A 26,906-nucleotide genomic window follows, 5' to 3' on the forward strand; every position below is an offset into this window, starting at 1 on the left:
GTCTGAGTTTTCTTGTGCTTAAATACTTTTTCCTGGTAATAGTGTAACTGGTAAAAAGTAACCAGTTGTTGCGACTTCTTTGCCTTCAATCTTTTGCAAGAGGAGGTCAACAGTGAGGCAGGCAATTTCTTCCAAGGGTTGCTTAATAGTAGCCAGTTGAGGGTAGTAATTCTCGATAAAGTAGGTCCCATCATAGCCGATGACCTTGAGATCTTCTGGTACAGAGATGCCCAGTTCTTGAGCGATTTTAATGACTAGAATAGCGGTCAAATCATCCGAAGCAAAAATGGCATCTGGCTTTTGTCGAGTCAAGATATTCTTGATTTCCATTTCTTTTCTGACTGGAGAAAAGTCACTGGAAACATTGATAATAGGAGCTTTTGGGAGTACAGATGCAAAACCAGCGTGGCGCAGTCCAGTTGGTGAATTGGAATTGTCATTCCCTGTAATCATGATGATAGACTGGGCGCCTGTCTTAACCAAGGTCTGGGCTGCAAGAACTCCACCAGCATAGTTGTCAGAGGAGACGACGGGAATGTCTGGTGACAGGTTGCGGTCAAAGGAAATAATTGGCGCTGTCACTCGATTGTAGTCTTCGATTCCCAAGTTGTGACTACCCGAAATGATGCCGTCTACCTGATTGGCTTCCAACATTTCGATGTACTCGCGTTCCTTTTCAGAGTCATGCTCACTGTTGCAGATGATGGTCTTGTAACCATTTTTGAAGAGTTGATGTTCCAGCTTATCAATCAATTCTGCATAGAAAACATTGGAAATATTGGGGAAAATCAAGCCGATTAACTTAGCTGATTTTCCTTGCAGACTACGAGCTAGGTTGTTGGGCTTATAGCCCAATTCTCGCATGGCTTCATTTACCTTTTGAATGGTTTTTTCAGATAAATACCCTTTTTTATTGATAACCCGAGAAACGGTAGTAGGGCTGACGCCTGCAAGTTTGGCGACATCAGTTAGTTTTGCGACCATAATCTAATTCATAGTAAGTTCCAGTTGGGTTTCCAGATTTAATCAGGATCCCATTTTGGTCCGCATGTGGGAAGACACGACCAGAAAATACTTTTTCTCCTTTATTGATGAAAATTTCAAAGACAGAGTTATCGATGAAGATTGTAGCAGTAGTAGCCTGATTCTCGATAGGGCAAGAACGTGTAGTTCCAAATTCTTGGGCATACTGTTCACCAGCCTGGCTACGATCTACTGTCACTTGACCATTTACAAGGTCAAAGTTGATGGAAAGTCCCTTGCCTTCTTTATCAGCCAGTAAGACAATCTCGCTCTGGCTATTAGCTTCCAAGTTGAGTTCAAGTTCGTAAGTGTTCTTGGTTTGGACACGGTTTGAGAAGGCTTCTTCAGTAGCACGAAGGTCCTTGATAGCTGCGACTGGGTATTGGTAGAGTTTGCTGTCTTTGATAGTCAATTCTTTGACCAAAGAGAAGGTTCCTTGATGGTCAAAACGGTCAGATGGGTAAGAAACATCAGGCAAGCCAAGCCAGCTAACAGCTAGAGCACGTCCATCAGGAGCGTTGAAGGCTTGAGTTGCATAGGCTTCGAAACCATAGTCCATGTTTTGGAGTTGAGATACATCAACCATTTTAGCATTTTCAGGGTCGAAGGAAGCCCCAATCTTATACATATTTGGATAGATATTATCGTAGTTTAGAACTTTCTTATCCAATCCTTGTGGGCAGTAGAGAAGGACAGGTTGTTCCCCTACAAAGACCAGATTTGGACATTCCATCATGTAGGCAGTACGGTCGTTAGCAAAGTCAAGGTTGCCAACTGCTTGCCAGTTTGTGTAGTCATTTTCGACAGCCTTGTAGAGACGGACGAAGCCTTTTTTCTCCAAGTCCTGTCCACCAACGATAGCATAGTATTGGCCCTTGAAGTTAAAAATTTGCGGATCACGGAAGTGGTCAGTAGAGTCTGCCGGCTGGTCGATCAAGATCTTATCAATCTTTGTAATCTTGCCATCCTTATCCATCAAAGCTCCAATCTGGTAAGGGTGACGGATCCAGTTTTCATCACGAACATTTCCTGTATAAAATAGGAACAAGTTATCGCCAAATTGCATGGCAGAACCAGAATAGGCACCGTGACTATCTAATGGAGTATCAGGCAAAACTTTGACTCCGGTTTCTGTGAAGTGAACCAAATCCTCGCTTTCCAATTGAACCCAAGATTTCAAACCGTGGGCTGCACCAAAAGGAAAGTTCTGATAAAAGACAATCCACTTCCCATCAAAGTAAGAAAAGCCATTTGGGTCATTGAGAAGTCCTGTTTTTGGCTCAACATGGTAATGAGTATGCCATGGAGATTGTGCCATATTTTCTTTTATATTTTGAATTTCTTCTTGCGTCCAATCTTGATAAAGTCTGTAACGACGCTCAGTAGTCCATTCCATTCATTCATTCCTCCAAAAATCTTATCACATTTAATAGTAACCGTTTTCGATAAAAAATGCAAGCCTTTTATGTTAAAAAAGAGAAAAAACTGTTAAACGTTTATCATAAATTTAAAGCAGGAAATTAATCAACTTTTCAAGAAAATATGAAAGATAATGAAATAAAAGCCTTTTAACTAAGGTTTTAAACTTATTTTTTTAAGGAATGCCTGATAAAACAGTCAATAACAATCAATCTAAAGCGTGTCTACTAAGTGGATAGAATATTTTTCTGCAAAACGCTTGACATATTTCTAAAACATGATAAAATAATAGTCGTAGGGCGAATAAAATCGCTTTCAAACAATAACAAAATTTTATATAAGGAGATTTTTGCAAATGAACAATCAGGAAATTGCAAAAAAAGTCATCGATGCCTTGGGCGGACGTGAAAATGTCAACAGTGTAGCTCACTGTGCGACTCGTCTTCGTGTCATGGTCAAAGATGAAGGAAAAATCAATAAAGAAGTGATTGAGAACTTGGAAAAAGTTCAAGGTGCTTTCTTTAACTCAGGTCAATACCAAATCATCTTTGGTACTGGTACAGTTAACAAAATGTACGATGAAGTTGTTGCACTTGGTTTGCCAACATCATCTAAAGATGACATGAAAGCAGAAGCTGCTAAACAAGGGAACTGGTTCCAACGTGCTATCCGTACTTTCGGTGACGTTTTCGTTCCAATCATCCCAGTTATCGTAGCGACAGGTCTCTTTATGGGTGTGCGTGGTCTCTTGACTGCTCTTGGAATGACACTTCCAGCTGATGTGACAACTTACACTCAAATCTTGACAGATACAGCCTTTATCATCTTGCCAGGTTTGGTTGTGTGGTCAACCTTCCGTGTATTCGGTGGAAATCCAGCCGTTGGTATCGTTCTTGGTATGATGCTTGTTTCTGGCTCACTTCCAAACGCTTGGGCAGTCGCTTCAGGTGGTGAAGTAACAGCTATGAACTTCTTTGGTTTCATCCCTGTTGTTGGTTTGCAAGGTTCCGTTCTTCCAGCCTTCATCATCGGGGTTGTCGGAGCTAAATTTGAAAAAGCTGTCCGCAAGGTTGTTCCAGATGTGATTGACCTCTTAGTAACGCCATTCGTGACACTTTTGGTTATGTCTATCCTTGGACTCTTTGTCATCGGACCAGTCTTCCACGTCGTTGAAAACTACATCCTTATCGCTACAAAAGCGATCCTCAGCTTGCCATTTGGTCTTGGTGGTTTCTTGATCGGTGGGGTTCACCAATTGATCGTCGTATCAGGTGTGCACCACATCTTCAACTTGCTTGAAATTCAATTGCTTGCTGCTGACCATGCTAACCCATTCAACGCTATCATCACAGCTGCTATGACAGCTCAAGGTGCTGCGACTGTTGCGGTTGGTGTTAAAACTAAAAATCCAAAACTAAAAACACTTGCTTTCCCAGCTGCTCTTTCTGCCTTCCTCGGTATTACAGAGCCTGCTATTTTCGGGGTGAACTTGCGCTTCCGTAAGCCATTCTTCCTTTCATTGATTGCTGGTGCAATCGGTGGTGGATTGGCTTCTATCCTTGGACTTGCTGGTACTGGTAATGGTATCACCATCATCCCTGGTACAATGCTTTACATCGGTAACGGACAACTTGCACAATACCTTCTTATGGTAGCTGTATCATTCGTTCTTGGTTTCGCTCTTACTTATATGTTTGGTTATGAGGATGAAAAAGAAGTTGCTACTGAAGTAGAGACAGAACGTTTGGTTCAAGAAGAAACAACTGGTAACATTCCAGCAGCTCTTCAAAATGAAACACTTGTAACTCCTATTGTCGGTGATGTTGTAGCTCTTGCTGATGTCAATGACCCAGTCTTCTCAAGCGGAGCTATGGGCCAAGGTATCGCTGTGAAACCAAGTCAAGGTGTAGTATATGCACCAGCTGATGCTGAAGTCTCAATTGCCTTTCCAACAGGACACGCTTTTGGTTTGAAAACAACTGATGGTGCTGAAGTTTTGATCCACGTTGGTATCGACACTGTAACAATGAACGGTGAAGGTTTTGAAGCAAAAGTTGCTCAAGGTGACAAGGTTAAAGCTGGCGATGTTCTTGGAACATTTGATTCAAACAAAATCGCTGCAGCTGGTCTTGATGATACAACAATGGTTATCGTTACAAACACAGCTGACTACGCTTCAGTAGCTCCAGTCGCAACAGGTTCAGTTGCGAAGGGGGATGCTGTGATTGAAGTGAAAATCTAATTAATCCTCTCAAAATGAAAACGAACAAATGACATGTTTGTTCGTTTTTGCTTGAATGGTAAGATTTACAGAGGAAAATCTAAAAAATAGAGAAATTTAGACTTTCGAAATATGCTATAATAAAGAAAATAAAAACAAGAGGTTTATCATGACAAAATTATATGGAAGCTTGGAAGCGGGCGGTACAAAGTTTGTCTGTGCTGTCGGTGATGAAAACTTTAACGTTGTAGAAAAAACACAATTTCCAACAACAACTCCAATCGAAACAATCGATAAAACCATCGAGTTCTTCTCAAAATTCGATAACCTTGCTGGTCTTGCAGTTGGTTCATTTGGTCCGATTGATATTGATAAAAACTCAAAAACTTATGGTTTTATTACAACAACTCCAAAACCAAACTGGGCAAATGTGGACTTGCTTGGTGCCCTTCGTCGCGCCCTCAACGTGCCAATGTACTTCACTACAGACGTAAACAGCTCTGCTTACGGGGAAGTGGTTGCCCGTAATAATGCTGGTGGTCGTATCGAAAACTTGGTTTACTACACAATCGGTACAGGTATCGGTGCAGGTGTCATCCAACGTGGCGAGTTTATCGGCGGTGTGGGTCACCCTGAGATGGGCCATTACTATGTTGCTAGACACCCAATGGATATTGAAAAAGAGTTTAAGGGTGTTTGTCCTTTCCATAAGGGATGTCTGGAAGGCTATGCAGCTGGTCCAAGTTTGGAAGCTCGTACAGGTGTTCGTGGGGAAAATATTGAACTCAACAACCCTGTTTGGGATGTCCAAGCCTACTATATCGCTCAAGCTGCGGTCAATGCGACAGTGACTTTCCGCCCAGACGTGATTGTCTTTGGTGGAGGGGTCATGGCTCAACAACACATGCTGGACCGTGTCCGTGAGAAATTTACATCTCTTCTCAATGGTTACCTACCAGTACCAGATGTGCGTGATTACATCGTCACTCCAGCAGTCGCAGGAAATGGTTCTGCTACTCTTGGGAACTTTGTCCTTGCAAAAGAAGTTTCAAAATAAAGCACAAAATCCGCTTGGGAAACCAAACGGATTTTTTACATGTCAAAGCATTTGCCAGAAAAAGTCGATAATATAGGTCAGACCGTAGGTATAAACCACGAGAGTAAAGGGCTTGGTCAGAATGATGATAGTCATATAGCGCTTGAAACTCATCTTGGTCAGGGCAGCCAGCATACAGAGAAAGTCAGCTGGACTAATGGGCCAAATCATCATAAAGATAAAGAAACGGTCAAAACGATTGCCCTTATCCAACCAACCGATATACTTGTCGTAGGTGCGCTTGCTGACGACAGACTGGACAAAGGCAGCTCCGTAGAGGCGCACCAGATAAAAGATAATGGCACAGCCAATGACAATGCCGATGTAGTTGTAGATAGTCCCGATGATGTGACCGTAGATAAAGACCCCAGCCACCGAGGTCAAGGCTCCTGGAATGATAGGGACGACAGTCTGTAAAATCTGTAAAAAGATAAAGAGAGGCGGCCCCCAGATGCCTGCCTGCTGGATAAAGGCAGAGAGGGTTTCCTTGGATTGTAAAATCCCGACCTGATAAGCCCAAATACAGAAAATCAAACTCCCAACCCCACCGACAATCGACGAGATATTGATAACTCGCTGCAGAAGGGGAGAAACAGCTTTCATTTGTTTATCCTGTGACATGTAAACTCCTCATAGATAGTATAACTCTACTATACCATATTTTGGTGGAGAAAGGGGAAATGAGTCTTTTTGATGAGAAATGGATAGGAAGATAGGTCTTCGAGACTTAGAATAGGTCTCTTTCCTAAGGTTTATATGTAATCTAGTTTTAGAATGACCACAATTCCATAAATTTACAAGTATTCTAAGCTTCGAATGGCTTATCTGAGAAAGAATTGGGGTCTTCTAGCTTTTGAATAGTCATTTTCCCTAAAGTTTATATGTATTCTAAAGCTCGAAAAGGTAAAATCTAAAAATAGTAAGAGTCTCTATCTGATGGATGGTATGTATGTCTAGTCAGATAGAGATTTTTTTAATTTGGAAATGTCTGATTTGTCCTGAAAAGTACATTTTAGATGGAAATAATGACAGTTGAGCGGATGGGGGTTAAAATGGTTTGGGAAACTGTTAGAATGAATGTATCAACTTAAAGGAGAAAAATTAATGAAGAAAGTTAGAGATGATGAGGAGAGTGTACTATGGTCATTTCCTGTAATTGGAATTGTATTATTGGTCTGTGTATTGTTTCAAGTCTTTGTATTTAAGGATAGACCTTTGATTCAACATGGTAGACAAGGAAGCATTGTAAAAACAGATCAAAAACAGGTCTATCTTCCAGAACTAATCCAGTCTTGGTTTGATAAAGAAAAAACAAAATGATTCGTTAAATAGAAAGGATATCATCATGACAAAAACATACGCTATTCGCCCTCTTAGTTACAGCAACTTTACCAACCGTGAGTTTGAAAGCCTGATGATGGATACTCATCAAAGTTTAGCAACTTTTTCCAAAGCAAACAAGGATGAGGGCATGTATGTCAAACATTTGGAACCCTTCAAGACCAAGCTTGATGATTTTCAAGCTCAGCTTGCGACGGTGGAGACGAAAGAGTCTAGTAATCTGACAGAAGTCGATCGCAATCGTGATAGTGCCTTGGTCGGTCTCTTTACCCTTCATAGAGGATTTGCTAAGATTAAGGATGTTAAGCTCAAAGAAGCTCATGAAACTCTGAAACCAGTCTTTGCTAAGTACAAGGATATCACTAAGCACAGTAACGATGTGGAAACGGCAGAAATCAAGAGCCTTCTCAAAACACTTAGTGAAACACCCTATCATGAGGCAGTTACCAGTCTAGGACTGACTCCTATGCTGACGGCGGTGGTCAATGCTCAAGAGGAATATGACCAAGTGGAAAGTAAGGCGCGTGCTTCTAAGTCTGCCAAGGAAGTCGGTAAGACCAGACAACTCCGTACCGAACTTTCAACTAGCTACGACCTCTTTATGCGCTATACAGCAGCCAGTGCAGAAGCCTATCCTGAAAAGGAACACCTGACTCAACTTCTCAAGGAACTCAATAGTATCCGAGATAGCAAGCGCCGTCTCATCACTAGTAGCAAGAAAGATAAAAAGACCAAACCAGCAGAACCAGCTCAAGCAGCAGGATAAAGACAACCCCTTAGAAGTGGATTTCTAAGGGGATTTTTGTATATAAAAGCTTTATATACTGTGTCAGAATTGATATAATGGTAGTTGTTTAAACATATAGTAATTATTGGGAGAGATAAATTAATGGCAAGAGAATATAAATTTCGAGCACTTACTTCAAATAAAGATATAAAAATAAAGCCAGTAACAGAAAGAGCACTTAAATTTGCGATTGACAAAAATTCGGAAGTAACCAACGTAGCTATTACTGGGAATTATGGAGCAGGGAAAAGTAGCGTTGTTGAGAGCTTTGAGTTCCAATGTACAGATAAAAAATTCCTCCATATATCTTTGGGGCAGTATGATGAAACGATAAGCAATGAAAAAAATGGACTAAATAATCGTCAAATCAATACCATTGAAGGGAAAATAATCAATCAATTACTTCATCAAATTAATCCTAATCAAATAAGAAAATCCATTTTTAAAACTCTTGATGCAGAGTCGCAGATTGAACCTTTTAATATTTCGGTCTATTTAGGTTTAGTAATATTACTATCCTTATACTTATTAAATATTTCTTCATGGAATGGTTTGATTCAGAACTTTTGTTGGCTATCTTGGACTACGAAACCTATTATCTCCCTTCTTGTACTAGTAATTTTATTTATTTTAATTATATATGGAATTTATTTTTTACTGAAACTACAAAAAGATTTTGGTTTTGTCAAAAAATTATCCTTAAAAGCAGAAAAAATTGAAACTGACATTGAAATTTTTTCAAATGATAATTCTAAAGTATCCTATTTTGATCGCTACTTGGACGATGTCCTTTATTTATTCAAGCAATCAGGAGCAGATGTCATAGTATTTGAAGATATTGAACGTTTTAATGATTCTAGAATTTTTGAAAAATTGAAGGAATTAAATATAGTTATCAATAGAAAAAGAAAGATATGTAGGGATTCCAAGTTGGTGTTTTTCTATCTTGTAAAGGATGATTTGTTTGAATCTCAAGAGAGAACAAAGTTTTTTGATTTTATTATTCCGGTAGTTCCAGTTGTCACTGCTTCAAATTCTTATGACCAATTATCAAAAATATTAAAAGATATGGAACTTCATAAGGTGTTAGATGAAAAGTTTTTATTCAATATCTCATTATACCTTGATGATATGCGTCTGATTAATAATATTTGCAATGAGTATCTGACTTATAAAGAAACATTAAGTAAATTACCGTTAGAGAGTGAGAAAATTTTCTCAATGGTAGTCTACAAAAATATTTTCCCTAAAGACTTTTCGCTTTTACAAAAAAATCAAGGATATTTATTTGAATTATTGAACTCAAAAGAAATAGCATTAAAAAATCGTAGGGAGGAATTAAATAGTAAGATAAAAGAATTGGAGAAAAAGATAGAGAAGGCAGATGAAGAACAATTAAACGATGAGCTTGAATTATATGGAACTATTTTGAAAGTACCATATGGGAGAAAAGTAATTAAAGTAAATAGAAAATTTGAATCAGATTTTTCAACGCGCTCAGATTATATAAAAGAGTTACTTGCAGATGAAAGTGAAATATGCTCCTTTGACAGTTATTACAATGCACATTATAATCAAAATGAACGTAATGAGGATATTGATTCTATATTTCCAGATAAAAATACTCCAGAATTCCAAGAACGTTTAGAAAATATTAGGAATAAGAAGCTCATAGAAAAATTGGAAAAAGAAATTAAGAAAATGAACGATGATCTTGGGAAACTAGATAGTTATAAATTATCAGACGTTTATCAATATGCTACAGATATTGATGATTTTAAAAGTGACTTTGCAAAAGAAATAAGAAAGAATCCTCAATTCTCAATAATTTCTTTCCTAATTAGAAATGCTTATATTGATGAGAGCTATCAAGATTATTTGAATCATTTCTATGAAAATACTATAACGGTAGAAGAAAAAGAATATTTAAGAAATGTTGTTTCTGGACGTGATGGTAATTATGATATTTCTTTACCCCATACTAATGAAATAGTTAATCGCTTGTCGATTAAAGATTATAGATATAGTTATGTGCTAAATTATAATTTATTTGACTATTTACTAAATTCCAAAAAAGAAAATGATACTGAGTGTTTAGTTCAAATATTTAAACAAGAGAATGTTTTGGATTTCTTGATTAACTTTTATAATACATTAGATAGATCTACATCAGGTCAAGGTGTAATTTATAAAAAAGAGACTATTAAATTATTTTTTAAGAAATGGTTGGAGCACAATGTTAGTCTTTTTAACGAGTATTTAGAAATTAAAAATGGAGGATATGCTGTTCTAAATAAAAATAGTCTAATACTATCATTAATGAATTTAGTTGATTTGAGTGGTATTCCTGAAAAAACAAAAGTATTGATTTCAGGATATATAAATGATAATCAAGAGCTTCTTTCTCCAAATATGAGTTATGAAATTCAGCAGTTTACTAAAAATTTATCAAATATTGAGATAAAAGTTAGAGAATATGCACAGAATATTTATGGATCCTTATTAGATGCAAAAAAACTTACAGATTATAAAGAAATAATGAATTATATCTATCGGAATGATTTATATTCGATTTCTGAGAATAATTTGAAATTTTTTATAAAATGGAACTTGGGAAAAAGATATACTAATTATGAATATACTCACAAGAATTTTGAGCTTATTAGTAAAAATATTGAATTGAAATCACTGTTTGATTACTGTTTAGATTCGGAAGATAATTTGTTACAATACGCCAATGTTTATATAAAAATATCAAACGGGGAAATGGATGATGATTCTTCTTATATTGAGAACTTGCTTAAACATGATATTTTATTTAAAGTTGAGGATTACGAAGATGGGGGAATAACACCTGCCGTAAGTATATTGAATAGTATTCCAAAATTCTCCATTAAATACACTGTAGAGAAGTTTCAAGGATTATCTAATGATATAAAACTGATAGAATATCTTGTACGGCTTCAAAAAGGGCAAGTTAATTCTGAAATTGTTTGTTCCTACTTTTCTTCATTTAATGATATTGCTGATCGCCTGGTTGATTTTATTAATCAAGATCCCAATTTTGTATTAAACAGAGATATTTTTGTACAACTTGATGAGAAAGTACAGGGAGATTTTTTTGATAAAATTGTATCTGAAGATAATCTGAACTTAACTATCTATAAATCAATGCTTGCATCAATGCAATGGCATTACAATAAATTTGATGTAATGGGGCTTTCGGATGATAGATTAGAAGTTTTGATAGATTTGGAGGTTATAAAATTCAATGCTAATAGTCTTAAGTTCATCAGAGAAGAATATCCATCAATGAAAAATTATTTCATTTCAAGGAATATTGAAAAGTATCTTGAGATTGAAGAAGAGGTTCATGATGAAACGGAACTCAATGATTTGTTGCAATATGAGGAAATAGATGATTCCTATAAGCTACAAATAATAGATATTCTGGATCATGTAAGCTTGAAAAATAAGCAATTTTCTATTAAACTTGTTGCTCATATCCTTGATTCTAAATTTGATATAGATGATTTAAGTTATATAATTAGTTCCAATTATTATGACAATGCAGATGAATCTATCAAAATTAAGATAAGACAGTTAGCTAAAGAAAATTTGGATGATTTGATTAGATTAGATAGTGAAGAAATTAGTATTCAGTTATGCAGAGAGTTATTGACTATGGACGATATTCAGCCTTTAGATCGTACAAGACTGCTCAAGGATAATTTACTATCTAATCCAGAAATGTCAACACATAGGTTAGATTTGTTAGGGGACTATCTAAATCTATTTGAACTGTGGGAGATAATGGTTTTTTTGGGTGATTCTGATGTATATAAAGAATGGGAAAAGGCTTTTGAAAAATTGAATGGGAACGGAAAAGGAAACAATTATGTCACAGTTAAGAAAAGTAATTTCAACGAAAAGATGAGAAATTATCTTTTATCTAAGGGCTTGATTAGCAGTTCGTCCACACAACCTCAAGGAATTCGGTTGAATGGTTTTAGAGAAGGTGAGATTAAGTACTGGTGAGGAAGAAGTAGTAGCACTGCTGACAGACATTGTCAGCAAGATTAACGAGACAAATAAAGTAATCGAAAGCCAAACAGCTTCTCTACTTGAAATGCTCGGTCAACTCCACGGAACCACACCAGAAACCGATGCAGAACTCAAAGAGTTTTTGAAAAACTTTAAAGGGTGATGGGGCTAATTTATTCGCTCATATTCCGCTCATAATTCGCTCATTTTTAAGATATAACTTTGTTTCCATATTTCCGGGGAACTAGTAGAAAGTAAGGAGAAATATGGAAAATAACAACCAACGTGCCCTTTGTCAGCGACTCTGGGCGGAAAATAAATACCTTGTTTTGAGCCATTCCAGCAATATTTACAATGAGATTCGCCAATACTTGAAGAATGAAGAGGTGGAAGTGAGTCAGGTTCAGGAGATGATTGACCGTGCCTGTCAGATTCCAGAACACAGGGGTCAGGTTTGCAATGCCTTTCAGCATATTTGGGGATATTTCAAGAAGAAAGCAAGGGAGACTGAACGCAAGGATTATATGTTTTTACTGGAGCGTTATCACTCTGGTCATGCCACCAAAGAAGACTTAATTGCTAAGACGAGAGACTTGCTTGAACGCTATCCCAATACCTACTTGCAACATTCGACTTTACTGAAAGGAGACGCCCATGAGACTTTGGCATGAGGCTTTGATTTCACAACTTCCCCGTCCTCAACTCTTGGGGCAACATCGAGAGTGTTGCGCCCTGCGTGGCAATGGCTGGGGCAGAAAGCATGCGACGGTGGACTATGTCTTTACCCACTCGCCCTATCGTCTCTATGCCTATCATCGCTTGATCATGGAGGAAATGGCTGGCCGTGGCTACAATGTCAGTCCAGAGTGGTTGGACAAGAACTACCGAGGTAAGACCTGCCCTCCTTATCAAGACTTAGCAGAGGAAAAGCTGAAAAGTCCTATATACAGCGAACATGATGCTGCCTACTATAAGGAGTGTCTGGACAATCTCCGAGAGAAGGGGATTAACCTATAGTCTTTTCTAATAACAAGTCATAGTCACTTATAAGAATTACTAATAACACGTTTACACAATCTAACTGAAATACAGCTATAAAACAAGCTATACAAAGGATTTGAGGCAGTTGTCTCAGGTTCTTTTCTTTTGTCTAAAACAGAGATATAGTTTCAAACTATATCAAAGCCTAATTTTTTACAATTATACAGACGCTTTCTTTTCTGTTAAGATAGTTTCAACAACAAATTTTGGAGGACACATCATGTCAACTACAATCATCGGTTTCCCTCGTTTGGGCGAATTCCGCGAATTAAAATTTACAACTGAAAAATACTTTAGAAAAGAAATCTCAGAAGACGAACTCTTGGCGGCCGCAAAAGACTTGCGTGCTAAACACTGGAACATTGTCAAAGAAAAAGGCATCACTGAAATTCCATCAAATGACTTTTCTCACTATGACAACTTCCTAGATGCAGCTTTCCTTTTCAATGTGGTACCTGCTTCAGTTCAAAACTTGGACTTGTCTGACCTTGAGCGCTACTTCGCTTTGGGTCGTGGTTACCAAGGAGAAAAAGGAGACGTTCGCGCCCTTCCAATGAAGAAATGGTTCAACACCAACTACCACTACATCGTTCCTAAATTTGAAAAAGACACTCAAGTCAAACTTGCAGGTCACAAAATCTTTGATGAGTTCCAAGAAGCAAAAGAACTTGGATTGAACACTCGTCCAGTTCTTGTAGGTCCATTCACTTTCCTTCAATTGTCAGACTTTGAAGAAGGCGTGAAAGCAGAAGACTTTGTAGACAGCTTAGTTGCTGCTTACCAAGAAGTTTTTGCAAAATTGGCTGAACTTGGTGCAACTCGCATCCAATTGGATGAAGCGGCTCTTGTAAAAGATTTGACAGCTGAAGAAAAAGCTCTCTTCTTGAACCTCTACAACAAACTCTTGGCTGACAAAAAAGGTCTTGAAGTCTTGCTTCAAACTTACTTCGGAGACGTTCGTGACGTTTACGCTGACCTTGTAAACTTGCCAGTAGATGCCATTGGTCTTGACTTCGTTGAAGGTAAGAAAACTCTTGAACTCGTTAAAGGTGGCTTCCCAGCTGACAAGACTCTTTATGCAGGTATTGTCAATGGTAAAAACATCTGGCGTAACAACTATGAAAAGAGCTTGGCTGTTCTTGAGCAAATCCCAGCTGAAAACATTGTCTTGACAAGCTCATGCTCACTTCTTCATGTGCCATTTACAACTGCTAATGAAGAATTTGAACCAGCAATCTTGAACCACTTTGCCTTTGCAGTTGAAAAATTGGATGAGATTCGTGATTTGGATGCTATCCGCAATGGTCAAGGTGAAGAAGCACTTGCAGCTAACAAAGAACTATTTGCGACTGAGCGTGTTGGTGAAAATGCGGAACTTCGTGCACGTATCGCTGGCTTGACAGATGCAGACTACACTCGTTTGCCAGCCTTTGCAGAACGTGAAGCTATCCAAGAAGAAGCTTTCAAACTTCCAGCTCTTCCAACAACAACTATCGGTTCATTCCCTCAAACAAAAGAAGTTCGTGCTAAACGTTTGGCTTACCGTAAAGGTGAATTGTCTCAAGAAGAGTACGATGCTTTCCTTGCTGAAACGATCGATGAATGGATCAAATGGCAAGAAGATATCGACTTTGATGTCCTTGTTCACGGTGAATTTGAGCGTAATGACATGGTTGAGTACTTCGGTCAAAACTTGTCAGGTTACCTCTTCTCTAAAAATGGTTGGGTACAATCATACGGTATGCGTGGGGTGAAACCACCAATCATCTGGGGTGATGTCACTCGTCTTAACCCTATCACTGTTAAATGGTCTAGCTATGCACAAAGCCGTACAAACAAACCTGTTAAAGGTATGTTGACTGGACCTGTTACCATCCTTAACTGGTCATTCCCACGTGAAGACATCTCTATCAAGGATTCTACTCTTCAAATCGCCCTTGCTATCAAGGATGAAGTACTTGACCTTGAAGCTGCTGGTGTGAAAATCATCCAAATCGACGAGGCTGCTCTTCGTGAAAAATTGCCACTCCGTCGTAGCGACTGGTATGAAGACTACCTTGACTGGGCAATTCCTGCCTTCCGCTTGGTACACTCAACAGTAGCGCCAGATACTCAAATCCACACTCACATGTGTTACTCAGAATTTACAGATATCATCCCAGCTATCGACAACATGGATGCAGACGTTATCTCATTTGAGGCTAGCCGTTCAAACCTTGAAATCTTGGACGAACTCAAAGCGAAAAACTTCCAAACAGAAGTGGGACCTGGGGTTTACGATATCCACTCACCTCGTGTGCCAAATGAAGGCGAAATCGACAATACAATCGAAGCCATCCTTGCTAAAGTGCCAAGCAAGAAAGTTTGGATCAACCCTGACTGTGGTTTGAAAACACGTGGTATTCCAGAAACAAAAGAAAGCTTGATTCGCCTTGTTGAAGCAGCTAAAGCTGCGCGTGAGAAATTGTAAGATAGGATTTCTCAAGAAGCGCTGTTTGGTCAATCTGCCTGTTTCACTTGGATTCTAGGAATCCAGCTAACGAAAAATCAACTAGAAAAGGATAATGACTATGTCACGCCAAACACCGTCACTCTCATTTGAAGTGTTCCCTCCCAACCCAGCCGTGGGTAATGATAACATTATTTCTGCTCTTAAAGATATGCAGGAGTTGGCTCCCCACTTTATCAGTGTGACTGCCAGCAATAATAAATTTAATATCAAGGAAACGACGGTCCGTTTGGCTGACTTTATCCAAAATGACTTGGCGATTCCGACTATTGCTCACTTGCCAGCCATCTATTTGACTAAGGACAAGGTTGCTGAAACTATTGCAGACTTGGACAAGGTTGGGGTGCAGAAAATCTTGGCTCTTCGTGGGGATATTATTCCTGATGTGGAACCACAAAAGGATTTCCGCTACGCAACTGACTTGATTGAGTTCATCAAGGAACAAGCCCCTCACTTTGATATTGTCGGAGCTTGCTATCCAGAAGGGCATCCAGATTCACCAAATCAGATTTCAGATATTCAAAATCTTAAGAAGAAAGTGGACGCAGGTTGTTCGAGCCTCGTTACTCAGCTTTTCTTTGACAATGAGCGCTTCTATGATTTCCAAGACAAGTGCATCTTGGCTGGGATTGATGTTCCCATTCATGCAGGGATTATGCCAATTCTGAATCGAAATCAGGCTCTCCGCCTCTTGAAGACTTGTGAGAATATCCACCTTCCACGCAAATTTAAAGCCATCTTAGACAAGTATGAGCATGACCCTGAGTCGCTCAGAGCAGCAGGACTTGCCTATGCAGTGGATCAAATCGTGGACTTGGTAACTCAGGATGTTGCAGGTGTGCATCTCTACACTATGAACAATGCAGAAACAGCAAAATACATCCACCAAGCAACACATGCCTTGTTTAATCACCAGTCTCTAGGATAATAAAAAGCAAACCATTCTTCTCAGGTGAGGGGAATGGTTCCTTTTTAATGGTAAAGGCCGCACTTTTTAAGAAAAATATGATAAAATAGACTCTGTACGTACTTGATACAAAGATGAGGGTATAAACAGATTTTTAACTATTCAAATCTGCTATAAAAAGGAAAAATACTAAAGAATAATATTTTTAAACTTTTCAAAGTATCTAAATAGTTGAACACGGGCTAAATCCCTAGTGAAAAAGATAGATTTCCTAGTGTGCATGGTACACTGCGTCAATCGAATGCTATCTTGTGTAATTGAACCCGGCCGAAAAGCTGTGTAAAAAAGATAAACTGTCTTGTCTTCATCGAAGACTTCGTCAGTTTCCTATTTTTACTTTGCTTTTGACGTCCTTGGTATCTTGATCTTTGTAGGCAAGGCGTATAATTTCATCAATCCAAAGGGGATTAAAATGACAAAACAAGTGTTTCAAACGACTTTTGCGGGTCGTGAGTTAATTGTAGAGACTGGTCAGGTTGCCAAGCAGGCAAATGGCTCTGTTGTTGTACGTTACGGTGAGTCAACTGTCTTGACTGCTGCCGTTATGTCTAAGAAAATGGCAACTGGAGATTTCTTCCCTCTTCAAGTCAACTACGAAGAAAAAATGTATGCGGCTGGGAAGTTTCCTGGTGGCTTTATGAAACGTGAAGGACGTCCTTCAACGGATGCGACATTGACAGCGCGTTTGATTGACCGTCCAATCCGTCCTATGTTTGCGGAAGGTTTCCGTAATGAAGTTCAAGTCATCAATACGGTTCTTTCTTACGATGAAAATGCCTCAGCACCAATGGCAGCTATGTTTGGTTCATCCTTGGCGCTTTCTATTTCAGATATTCCATTTGACGGACCAATTGCTGGGGTACAAGTGGGATATGTAGATGGCCAAATCATCATCAACCCTACGCAAGAACAAGCAGAGCAATCGCTCCTTGAATTGACAGTAGCTGGTACCAAACACGCCATCAACATGGTAGAGTCTGGTGCTAAAGAATTGTCAGAAGAAATCATGCTGGAAGCCCTCCTTAAAGGGCACGAAGCAGTCAAAGAATTGATTGCCTTCCAAGAAGAAATCGTTGCAGCAGTTGGTAAGGAAAAAGCAGAAGTAGAATTGCTTCATGTGGACGCTGAATTGCAAGCTGAAATCATCGCAGCCTACAACAGCGACCTCCAAAAAGCGGTTCAAGTTGAAGAAAAATTGGCTCGTGAAGCTGCAACTCAAGCAGTTAAGGACCAAGTTACTGTTGTGTATGAAGAAAAATATGCAGACCACGAAGAATTTGATCGTATCATGCGTGATGTGGCTGAAATCTTGGAACAAATGGAACACGCAGAAGTGCGTCGTTTGATCACAGAAGACAAGGTACGTCCTGACGGTCGTAAGGTTGATGAAATCCGTCCTTTGGATGCGGTTGTTGACTTCCTTCCTCGTGTGCACGGTTCAGGTCTCTTCACTCGTGGACAAACTCAGGCTCTTTCAGTCTTGACCTTGGCTCCGATGGGTGAAACTCAAATCATTGATGGTTTGGATCCAGAGTACAAGAAACGCTTTATGCACCACTATAACTTCCCACAATACTCTGTTGGGGAAACTGGTCGTTACGGTGCGCCAGGTCGTCGTGAAATCGGTCACGGTGCTCTTGGTGAGCGTGCACTTGCTCAAGTCTTGCCAAGTTTGGAAGAATTCCCATATGCTATCCGCTTGGTAGCTGAGGTCTTGGAATCAAATGGTTCTTCATCTCAAGCTTCTATCTGTGCGGGAACTCTTGCCCTTATGGCTGGTGGTGTGCCAATCAAGGCGCCAGTAGCAGGGATTGCCATGGGTCTCATCTCAGATGGAAACAACTATACAGTCTTGACAGATATCCAAGGTTTGGAAGACCACTTTGGAGATATGGACTTTAAGGTTGCAGGTACTCGTGACGGGATTACAGCCCTTCAAATGGATATCAAGATTCAAGGAATCACTGCAGAAATCTTGACTGAAGCACTTGCTCAAGCCAAGAAAGCGCGTTTTGAAATCCTTGATGTGATTGAAGCAACCATTCCAGAAGTTCGTCCAGAATTGGCTCCAACTGCTCCGAAAATTGATACCATCAAGATTGATGTGGACAAGATTAAGATTGTCATCGGTAAGGGTGGAGAAACCATCGACAAGATTATCGCTGAAACAGGCGTTAAAATTGATATCGATGAAGAAGGAAATGTGTCTATCTACTCTAGCGATCAAGATGCTATTAACCGTGCCAAAGAAATCATTGCTGGTTTAGTCCGTGAAGCTAAAGTCGATGAAGTTTACCGTGCTAAAGTCGTTCGTATTGAGAAATTTGGTGCCTTTGTTAACCTCTTTGATAAGACAGATGCCCTCGTTCACATTTCTGAAATGGCTTGGACTCGTACCAATAATGTCGAAGACTTGGTAGCAATCGGGGATGAAGTTGATGTTAAGATTATCAAGATTGATGAAAAAGGACGTGTGGATGCTTCTATGAAAGCTCTTCTTCCTCGTCCTCCAAAACCTGAGCGTGATGAAAAAGGTGAAAAATCAGAGCGTTCTCACCGCCCACGTCATCACAAGGACCACAAACCTAAGAAAGAATTTACAGAAATACCAAAAGATTCAGAATAAGAAAAGGAGAAATGTATGGGATGGTGGCGCGAAACCATTGATATCGTAAAAGAAAATGATCCAGCGGCCCGCACCACTTTGGAGGTTTTGCTGACTTATCCAGGTGTCAAGGCCTTGGCGGCCCACCGTCTCTCGCATTTTCTCTGGAAGCATGGCTTCAAACTCCTGGCTCGTATGCACAGTCAGTTTTGGCGCTTTTGGACTCAGATTGAGATTCATCCAGGTGCCCAGATTGATTCAGGTGTCTTTATCGACCATGGTTCAGGCCTGGTGATTGGAGAGACAGCTATCGTTGAGACGGGAGTTCTCCTCTATCATGGGGTGACTCTTGGGGGAACAGGGAAAGACTGTGGCAAACGCCATCCGACCGTTCGAAAGGGAGCACTCATATCAGCCCATGCCCAAGTTATCGGACCAGTAGAAATCGGTGAAAATGCCAAGGTCGGTGCTGCAGCAGTTGTTGTAGCAGACGTACCTAGTGATGTGACGGTTGTCGGTATTCCTGCTAAGATTGTCCGTGTACATGGTAAAAAGGATGAGCCGGTCATTCACGAAGTCGAAGAAAAACGAGAGTACTACGTCAATAAACTCGAGCAGGCTAAAGAAGCCAGTCACAGATCGTCTGGGTTGTAGAGGATACCTATATGATTCAAGCAAGAAACAAGTTAAGCCAAGAGGAGATATCTGAGGCGAAAAAACTAATTAACTGTTGCCAAAACTATGACGGTACCTATCGTGATCCCTATCTATCTAACATGCTTAATTTTGACCCAAACATGCCCGCCTTTTTCCTTTATTATGAAAAAGGCGAACTTGTTGGTTTATTAACTGTCTATGCAGATGACCAAGATGTGGAAGTGACGATACTGGTTCATCCAGATCATCGCCGTCAGGGAATTGCGCGTGCATTGTTTACTTGTTTTGAGAGAGAAATAGCTTCTTTTCCGATTCATTCAGTCACTTTTCAGACAGAGCGTGTTTTTCTAGACCGCCATCCTGATTTTGTTAGCAACTGGGGATTGGTCGAGGACGAGGATACAGAAACTTGGTTAGGTAAGGATAGAAAACCTTATCCGTTAGCAAAGGTTTCTAATCTTGAAGTTTTGTTAGCAGATAGTTCGTATCAGGAGCAAATCAGTCAGTTAAAATTTCAGGCATTCTCAGAAGAGCATGAATCCAGAGAGATTGTGGATAGATATGTCGCTGAAGCTCTGAAGGATCCAGAAAGTCGCTTATATATTTTGTTAAAAGACGGTCAGGTTATTGGAACTTGTACGGTAGATTTATCGACTAATACGAATTACTTCTACGGGTTAGCAATATCTGAACCTGAACGTGGGAAAGGCTATGGAAGCTACTTAGCAAAATCCCTTGTCAACCAACTAATTGAGCAAAATGACAAGGAATTTCAGATTGCAGTAGAGGACAGCAATGTAGGTGCCAAGCGCTTGTATGAAAAAATTGGCTTTGTCAAACAGACCCAGGTGGTTTATCTGAATGAGAAAGGAGCAAGGGATTCCGAAGTGTAGAGAGATTCGGACTGAAATTCAATTGAACTCTTAGTGATGAAACTAATTGTTCTTGGATTTTAGCTTTCCTAACTATGATTTATGATTAAAATCTATGACACTATGTCTCGTGATTTGCGAGAATTTGTCCCGATTGAGGACGGCAAGGTCAAGATGTATGTTTGTGGGCCAACCGTGTATAACTATATCCACGTAGGGAATGCCCGTTCGACGGTAGCTTTTGATACGATTCGACGTTACTTTGAGTATCGTGGGTACGAAGTTGCCTATATTTCTAATTTCACGGATGTGGATGATAAGATTATCAACCGTGCCAAGGAAGAAGGCATCACGCCTCAGGAGGTTGCGGACAAGTACATCGCTGCCTTTCGTGAGGATGTGACAGCCTTGGGCGTCAAACCTGCGACCCGCCATCCGCGTGTGGTGGAGTTTATGGCTGACATCATCCGCTTTGTGGAAGATTTGATTGAAAAAGGCTTTGCCTACGAGAGTCAAGGAGATGTCTATTTCCGTGTGGAAAAATCTCACAACTATGCCAAATTGGCTAATAAAACCTTGGAAGATTTGGAGCTGGGTGCTTCAGGTCGTACCGATGAAGAAACAGCTCGTAAGGAAAATCCTGTAGACTTTGCCCTCTGGAAATCTGCCAAATCAGGCGAGATTTCTTGGGACAGTCCTTGGGGACCTGGTCGTCCGGGCTGGCACATCGAGTGTTCAGTCATGTCGACAGAGATTTTGGGCGACACCATTGATATTCACGGTGGTGGAGCTGACCTAGAGTTTCCTCACCATACCAATGAAATTGCCCAGTCAGAAGCCAAAACAGGCAAGACCTTTGCCAACTATTGGATGCACAATGGCTTTGTCAATATCGACAATGTCAAGATGTCCAAATCCTTGGGCAACTTTATCACAGTGCACGATGCCCTCAAAAACCTTGATGGCCAAGTACTTCGTTTCTTCTTTGCGACACAACATTACCGTAAGCCTATCAACTTTACGGAAAAGGCAGTGCGAGACGCTGAGACCAATCTCAAGTATTTGAAAAACACCTATGAGCAACCATTTACTGGAACTGTAAATGCTCAAGAGTTGCAAGCTTTTAAAGATAAGTTTGTAGCAGCAATGGATGAAGATTTTAACGCGGCAAATGGAATCACAGTAGTCTTTGAAATGGCCAAGTGGATCAATTCTGGCAACTATGATGCAAGTGTTAAGGAAGCTCTTGCAGCCATGTTAGAAGTCTTTGGGATTGTCTTTGTTGAGGAAGTTTTGGATGCAGAGATTGAAGACTTGATCCAAAAACGCCAAGAAGCGCGTGCCAATCGTGACTTTGCGACAGCGGACCATATCCGTGACCAATTGGCTGCTCAAGGGATTAAGCTCCTAGACACCAAAGATGGAGTGAGGTGGACACGTGATTGATGTCAATCTCATTAACGGGATTGCGTTAGCTTTTGAGGGGGACGCGGTGTATTCTATGTATATTCGCCGTCACCTCATCCTCAAAGGTATGACCAAGCCCAATAAACTCCACCAAGAAGCGACCAAGTATGTCTCAGCCAAGGCTCAGGCTCGCCTGATTTCCCTTATGTTAGAGGAGCAGGTCTTAACAGAAAAAGAAGAAGAAATCTATAAACGTGGTCGCAATACCAATAGTCACACCAAGGCTAAAAATGCTGATGTGGTAACTTACCGTATGTCCACAGGTTTTGAAGCAGTCATGGGCTATCTCCATATGACTGAAAATCTGGAACGTCTTGAGAGCTTGATTTCGTGGTGCATCCAAAAAGTGGAGGGCTAGGACATGATAGCAAAAGAACTACAAGACTGGTTTCCTGAAGCTCAGATTTCAGACCAACCAGTAGAGAAAGAGGGCTATCTCACTCTCCCTTTAGCTTCTCAGCAGTGGATTTTGCTGGAGGAAGCTGGGCTCAGCGAGCGTGAAAAGCAGTTGGTTGCCCTTTTGACCCAGCAGGAGCAGGCTCGTTCGCTCAATCCTTGGTATTCTTATCTGATTGAGGGCAAGGGACAGGCACCGCAAGCTTTTAAAAAGATTCAGTTGGTTTATTGCCATCTTTCCTATTTTCAGCAGGAAAATCTGGCTTCTTGGTTGGATATGATGCGGACTCTTTTTCCCAACTGTCAGACGGTGATTCAGGTCGGAGCTCAGGATTATGTTTTCGTGCTTCAACAAGACAAATACACCTCTGTACGAGCTATTTTAAGTGATACGATTGAAGCGGTTGAGTATGACTTTGGACTTCGTCTGTCAATCATGTTAGGCCAGGTTTGGTCTCAGACAGGCCATCAAGCCCTATCAGACTTGATTAAAGCAGAGCGGGATTTATTTAAGACTTGGTGGCGTCAGGGTCACCAAGGTGTTCATACTTTTTCTCAGCTCTATCTTTGGAGTATGGGAGAAAGACTCGTGGATTTGAAGGTAATCAAGGAATGCTTGCACCAGATGATTTTGGATCAAGACCAGATTCAGGAAATCATTCTCTCCCTTTGGGAAAACAGTGCTGTCCTAACAAAAACAGCCCAGCAACTCTATTTGCACCGCAATTCTCTTCAATACAAGATTGATAAATGGGAAGAATTGACAGGGCTTCAGTTGAAGGAATTGACTGACCTGACCCTGTGTTATCAATTGATTTTACCAGATATTCTCTAAAGTTTTGTGCAAGTTGCACAGAACTTTTTTATTTTTTTGGTCATCTTGCCATAGAAAAGTAAAGCGTTTTCATCTATAATAAAACTATCAAAAGACAAAAGGAGTTCACCTCATGGTAGAATTGAATCTTAAAAATATTTACAAAAAATATCCAAATAGCGAACACTACTCAGTTGAAGACTTCAACTTGGACATTAAAGACAAAGAATTTATCGTTTTCGTAGGTCCTTCAGGATGTGGTAAATCAACAACTCTTCGTATGATTGCTGGTCTTGAAGATATCACAGAAGGTACTGCATCTATCGATGGCGTGGTTGTCAACGACGTAGCTCCAAAAGACCGTGACATCGCCATGGTATTCCAAAACTACGCTCTTTACCCACACATGACTGTTTATGACAACATGGCTTTCGGTTTGAAATTGCGTAAATACAGCAAAGAAGACATCGACAAACGTGTGCAAGAAGCAGCTGAAATCCTTGGATTGAAAGAATTCTTGGAACGTAAACCTGCTGACCTTTCAGGTGGTCAACGTCAACGTGTTGCCATGGGTCGTGCAATCGTCCGTGATGCAAAAGTGTTCTTGATGGACGAACCTTTGTCAAACTTGGATGCCAAACTTCGTGTATCAATGCGTGCTGAAATTGCGAAAATCCACCGTCGTATCGGAGCTACAACTATCTACGTAACTCACGACCAAACAGAAGCGATGACACTTGCAGACCGTATCGTTATCATGTCAGCAACTAAGAATCCTGCTGGTACAGGTACTATCGGACGTGTAGAACAAATCGGTACTCCTCAAGAAGTTTACAAAAACCCAGTTAATAAATTCGTAGCAGGCTTCATCGGAAGCCCAGCTATGAACTTCATCAATGTGAAATTGGTTGGTAGCGAAATTGTTTCTGACGGTTTCCGTTTGAAAGTTCCAGAAGGCGCATTGAAAGTTCTTCGTGAAAAAGGCTACGAAGGTAAAGAATTGATCTTCGGTATCCGTCCAGAAGACGTGAATGCAGAACCTGCTTTCCTTGAAACATTCCCAGAATCAGTTGTCAAAGCTACTATCTCAGTATCAGAATTGCTTGGTTCAGAATCTCACCTTTACTGCCAAGTTGGTAAAGATGAATTTGTTGCCAAAGTTGATGCTCGTGACTACTTGCAAACAGGTGCAACAGTTGAACTTGGATTTGACTTGAACAAAGCACACTTCTTCGATGTAGAAACTGAAAGAACGGTTTACTAAGATAAAAGAAACTTAAAACACTGCTAGAGAAATCTGGCAGTGTTTTTTGAGATGTGGATTGATTGAGAGGGAATTTTCTAGTTTTCATATTCTTAAAAAAGTGATAAAATGGTAGGAAGAATTGGAGAGTAGAGATGCCGAAAGAAGTGAATTTAACGGGCGAAGAAGTTGTCGCTTTAACCAAAGAATATTTGACGGAAGAGGATGTTGCTTTTGTCCATAAGGCCTTGATCTATGCGGTGGAATGCCATAGTGGCCAATACCGCAAATCAGGTGAGCCTTATATCATTCACCCCATCCAAGTGGCAGGTATTTTAGCTAAGCTCAAGCTGGATGCTGTAACGGTAGCTTGTGGTTTCTTGCATGACGTGGTAGAGGATACAGAAGCGACTCTGGATGATTTGGAAAGAGAGTTTGGTCCTGATGTGCGGGTAATCGTAGATGGGGTTACCAAGCTTGGTAAGGTCGAGTACAAATCAATCGAGGAGCAGTTGGCTGAAAATCACCGTAAGATGCTCATGGCCATGTCTGAGGACATCCGTGTTATCTTGGTCAAACTGTCTGACCGCTTGCACAATATGCGGACCCTGAAACATCTTCGAAAAGATAAGCAGGAGCGTATTTCCAAAGAAACCATGGAAATCTATGCCCCGCTTGCCCACCGTTTGGGGATTTCTAGCGTTAAATGGGAATTGGAAGACCTATCTTTCCGTTATCTTAATCCAACGGAGTTTTACAAGATTACCCATATGATGAAGGAAAAACGCAGAGAGCGTGAAGCCTTGGTGGATGAGGTAGTTACAAAATTAGAGGAATATACGACGGATCGTCACTTGAAAGGGAAGATTTATGGTCGTCCCAAGCATATTTACTCGATTTTCCGCAAAATGCAGGATAAGAGAAAACGTTTTGAGGAAATCTATGACCTGATTGCCATTCGTTGTATTTTGGATACCCAAAGTGATGTTTACGCCATGCTTGGTTATGTGCATGAGCTTTGGAAACCCATGCCTGGTCGCTTTAAAGACTATATCGCCAACCGCAAGGCCAATGGTTACCAGTCTATCCATACGACTGTTTATGGACCAAAAGGGCCGATTGAGTTCCAAATTCGGACCAAGGAAATGCATGAGGTGGCTGAGTACGGGGTTGCGGCTCACTGGGCTTATAAGAAAGGTATTAAGGGGCAGGTTAACAGTAAGGAATCAGCTATTGGGATGAACTGGATCAAGGAGATGATGGAGCTCCAAGATCAGGCTGATGATGCTAAGGAATTTGTGGATTCAGTTAAGGAAAACTATCTGGCTGAGGAGATTTATGTCTTTACTCCAGATGGTGCTGTCCGTTCTCTTCCAAAAGATTCAGGACCGATTGACTTTGCCTACGAAATCCATACTAAAGTCGGTGAAAAAGCGACGGGTGCCAAAGTTAATGGTCGTATGGTTCCGCTGACAACCAAGCTCAAGACAGGGGATCAGGTTGAAATTGTCACCAACCCCAACTCCTTTGGACCGAGCCGTGACTGGCTCAATATGGTCAAGACCAGCAAGGCGCGTAACAAGATTCGTCAGTTCTTTAAAAATCAAGACAAGGAATTGTCTGTTAACAAGGGTCGTGAAATGTTGATGGCTCAGTTCCAAGAAAACGGCTATGTAGCTAATAAATTCATGGACAAGCGTCACATGGACCAAGTTTTGCAAAAGACTAGCTACAAGACAGAAGAATCCCTTTTTGCGGCCATTGGTTTTGGAGAAATCGGTGCTATTACCGTCTTTAACCGTCTGACTGAAAAGGAACGCCGTGAGGAAGAACGTGCCAAGGCCAAGGCTGAGGCAGAGGAGCTTGTCAAAGGTGGCGAGGTCAAGGTTGAAAATAAAGAAACCCTCAAAGTCAAGCATGAGGGTGGAGTGGTCATTGAAGGTGCCTCAGGTCTCCTAGTGCGGATTGCTAAGTGTTGTAATCCTGTTCCTGGTGACGATATTGTTGGCTACATCACCAAGGGGCGTGGTGTGGCTATTCACCGTGTGGACTGTATGAACCTGCGCGCCCAAGAAAACTATGAGCAACGTCTCCTTGATGTGGAGTGGGAAGACCAGTACTCTAGCTCAAATAAGGAGTATATGGCCCATATCGATATTTACGGCCTCAACCGTACAGGACTGTTGAACGATGTACTGCAAGTTCTTTCAAACACAACCAAGAATATTTCAACGGTCAATGCCCAACCAACCAAGGATATGAAGTTTGCTAATATCCATGTGTCCTTTGGCATTGCCAATCTCTCGACGCTGACCACGGTCGTGGACAAGATTAAGAGTGTGCCAGAAGTTTATTCTGTCAAACGAACCAATGGCTAATTGTCCTAGCTCTTACTAGAAAGGCT

20 protein-coding genes and 1 pseudogene are annotated in these 26,906 nt (G+C 40.5%); 18 read left to right on the forward strand and 3 right to left on the reverse strand.

What is annotated here, in order from left to right; translation table 11 throughout:
- Window positions 1–18 precede the first annotated feature (18 nt).
- Window positions 19–984: a LacI family DNA-binding transcriptional regulator gene (locus O3616_RS07945; RefSeq protein ID WP_000226004.1), complete on the reverse strand. Its 966-nt coding sequence runs from the start codon at window positions 982–984 to the stop codon at window positions 19–21.
- Window positions 965–2,419: a sucrose-6-phosphate hydrolase gene (locus tag O3616_RS07950; RefSeq protein WP_371638576.1), complete on the reverse strand. Its 1,455-nt coding sequence runs from the start codon at window positions 2,417–2,419 to the stop codon at window positions 965–967. Before O3616_RS07950 ends, O3616_RS07945 begins: the two co-directional genes overlap by 20 nt.
- A gap of 378 nt (window positions 2,420–2,797) precedes the next feature.
- On the opposite strand from O3616_RS07950, the gene O3616_RS07955 reads away from it, so the two are divergent.
- Together O3616_RS07955 and scrK are read left to right on the forward strand one after the other, a co-directional pair.
- On the forward strand, window positions 2,798–4,684 hold the full coding sequence (locus O3616_RS07955) for a sucrose-specific PTS transporter subunit IIBC (RefSeq protein WP_001064579.1): 1,887 nt from the start codon (window positions 2,798–2,800) through the stop codon (window positions 4,682–4,684).
- Window positions 4,685–4,832: 148 nt separating this feature from the next.
- A complete protein-coding gene (gene scrK / locus O3616_RS07960) occupies window positions 4,833–5,720 on the forward strand; it encodes a fructokinase ScrK (protein ID WP_000164310.1) in 888 nt (295 codons plus the stop codon).
- A 42-nt stretch (window positions 5,721–5,762) separates the two neighbouring features.
- Here scrK and O3616_RS07965 read toward each other — a convergent pair whose 3' ends face one another.
- Window positions 5,763–6,380, reverse strand: coding sequence for a TVP38/TMEM64 family protein (locus O3616_RS07965; protein WP_033686500.1), 618 nt, complete (start codon window positions 6,378–6,380; stop codon window positions 5,763–5,765).
- Between the two features lie 483 nt (window positions 6,381–6,863).
- Between O3616_RS07965 and O3616_RS07970 the strand changes: the two genes are divergently transcribed.
- The 16 genes and pseudogenes from O3616_RS07970 (at window position 6,864) to O3616_RS08045 (ending at window position 26,880) form a co-directional block, all read left to right on the forward strand.
- On the forward strand, window positions 6,864–7,079 hold the full coding sequence (locus O3616_RS07970) for a hypothetical protein (protein WP_247953279.1): 216 nt from the start codon (window positions 6,864–6,866) through the stop codon (window positions 7,077–7,079).
- 25 nt (window positions 7,080–7,104) lie between these two features.
- Window positions 7,105–7,866 carry a DUF6261 family protein gene (locus O3616_RS07975; RefSeq protein WP_247953278.1) on the forward strand — a complete coding sequence of 254 codons (762 nt, stop codon included), beginning with the start codon at window positions 7,105–7,107 and terminating at the stop codon, window positions 7,864–7,866.
- A 123-nt stretch (window positions 7,867–7,989) separates the two neighbouring features.
- On the forward strand, window positions 7,990–11,925 hold the full coding sequence (locus O3616_RS07980) for a hypothetical protein (protein WP_247953277.1): 3,936 nt from the start codon (window positions 7,990–7,992) through the stop codon (window positions 11,923–11,925).
- A pseudogene (locus O3616_RS07985) lies at window positions 11,912–12,094 on the forward strand (type I restriction-modification system subunit M); the annotation flags it as partial. The gene O3616_RS07980 and the pseudogene O3616_RS07985, both read left to right, overlap by 14 nt.
- A gap of 103 nt (window positions 12,095–12,197) precedes the next feature.
- A complete protein-coding gene (locus O3616_RS07990; RefSeq protein ID WP_247953276.1) occupies window positions 12,198–12,602 on the forward strand; it encodes a YbgA family protein in 405 nt (134 codons plus the stop codon).
- On the forward strand, window positions 12,586–12,948 hold the full coding sequence (locus O3616_RS07995; protein WP_247953275.1) for a TIGR02328 family protein: 363 nt from the start codon (window positions 12,586–12,588) through the stop codon (window positions 12,946–12,948). Before O3616_RS07990 ends, O3616_RS07995 begins: the two co-directional genes overlap by 17 nt.
- Before the next feature lie 244 nt (window positions 12,949–13,192).
- A complete protein-coding gene (metE, locus tag O3616_RS08000) occupies window positions 13,193–15,442 on the forward strand; it encodes a 5-methyltetrahydropteroyltriglutamate--homocysteine S-methyltransferase (RefSeq protein WP_261102212.1) in 2,250 nt (749 codons plus the stop codon).
- Window positions 15,443–15,542: 100 nt separating this feature from the next.
- On the forward strand, window positions 15,543–16,409 hold the full coding sequence (gene metF / locus O3616_RS08005) for a methylenetetrahydrofolate reductase [NAD(P)H] (protein ID WP_261017678.1): 867 nt from the start codon (window positions 15,543–15,545) through the stop codon (window positions 16,407–16,409).
- A 451-nt stretch (window positions 16,410–16,860) separates the two neighbouring features.
- Entirely contained in the window at window positions 16,861–19,074 is a 2,214-nt protein-coding gene (gene pnp / locus O3616_RS08010) for a polyribonucleotide nucleotidyltransferase (protein WP_261228900.1), read from the forward strand.
- 15 nt (window positions 19,075–19,089) lie between these two features.
- The gene (gene cysE / locus O3616_RS08015; protein ID WP_049516296.1) at window positions 19,090–19,707 is read left to right on the forward strand and encodes a serine O-acetyltransferase; all 618 of its coding nucleotides are present in this window, start codon (window positions 19,090–19,092) and stop codon (window positions 19,705–19,707) included.
- An 11-nt stretch (window positions 19,708–19,718) separates the two neighbouring features.
- Entirely contained in the window at window positions 19,719–20,603 is an 885-nt protein-coding gene (locus O3616_RS08020; protein ID WP_261102214.1) for a GNAT family N-acetyltransferase, read from the forward strand.
- 81 nt (window positions 20,604–20,684) lie between these two features.
- Window positions 20,685–22,028: a cysteine--tRNA ligase gene (gene cysS, locus O3616_RS08025; protein ID WP_000591110.1), complete on the forward strand. Its 1,344-nt coding sequence runs from the start codon at window positions 20,685–20,687 to the stop codon at window positions 22,026–22,028.
- On the forward strand, window positions 22,021–22,407 hold the full coding sequence (locus O3616_RS08030; RefSeq protein WP_000567927.1) for a Mini-ribonuclease 3: 387 nt from the start codon (window positions 22,021–22,023) through the stop codon (window positions 22,405–22,407). Before cysS ends, O3616_RS08030 begins: the two co-directional genes overlap by 8 nt.
- Before the next feature lie 3 nt (window positions 22,408–22,410).
- Window positions 22,411–23,280, forward strand: a complete 870-nt coding sequence (locus O3616_RS08035; RefSeq protein WP_371638577.1) for a helix-turn-helix domain-containing protein — start codon at window positions 22,411–22,413, stop codon at window positions 23,278–23,280.
- Between the two features lie 112 nt (window positions 23,281–23,392).
- Window positions 23,393–24,523, forward strand: coding sequence for an ABC transporter ATP-binding protein (locus O3616_RS08040; protein ID WP_000229953.1), 1,131 nt, complete (start codon window positions 23,393–23,395; stop codon window positions 24,521–24,523).
- Between the two features lie 134 nt (window positions 24,524–24,657).
- Window positions 24,658–26,880 carry a bifunctional (p)ppGpp synthetase/guanosine-3',5'-bis(diphosphate) 3'-pyrophosphohydrolase gene (locus O3616_RS08045; protein WP_371638578.1) on the forward strand — a complete coding sequence of 741 codons (2,223 nt, stop codon included), beginning with the start codon at window positions 24,658–24,660 and terminating at the stop codon, window positions 26,878–26,880.
- Window positions 26,881–26,906 lie beyond the last annotated feature (26 nt).

This window comes from Streptococcus sp. 27098_8_86 (assembly GCF_041432595.1).
GTDB lineage: Bacteria > Bacillota > Bacilli > Lactobacillales > Streptococcaceae > Streptococcus > Streptococcus pneumoniae_F.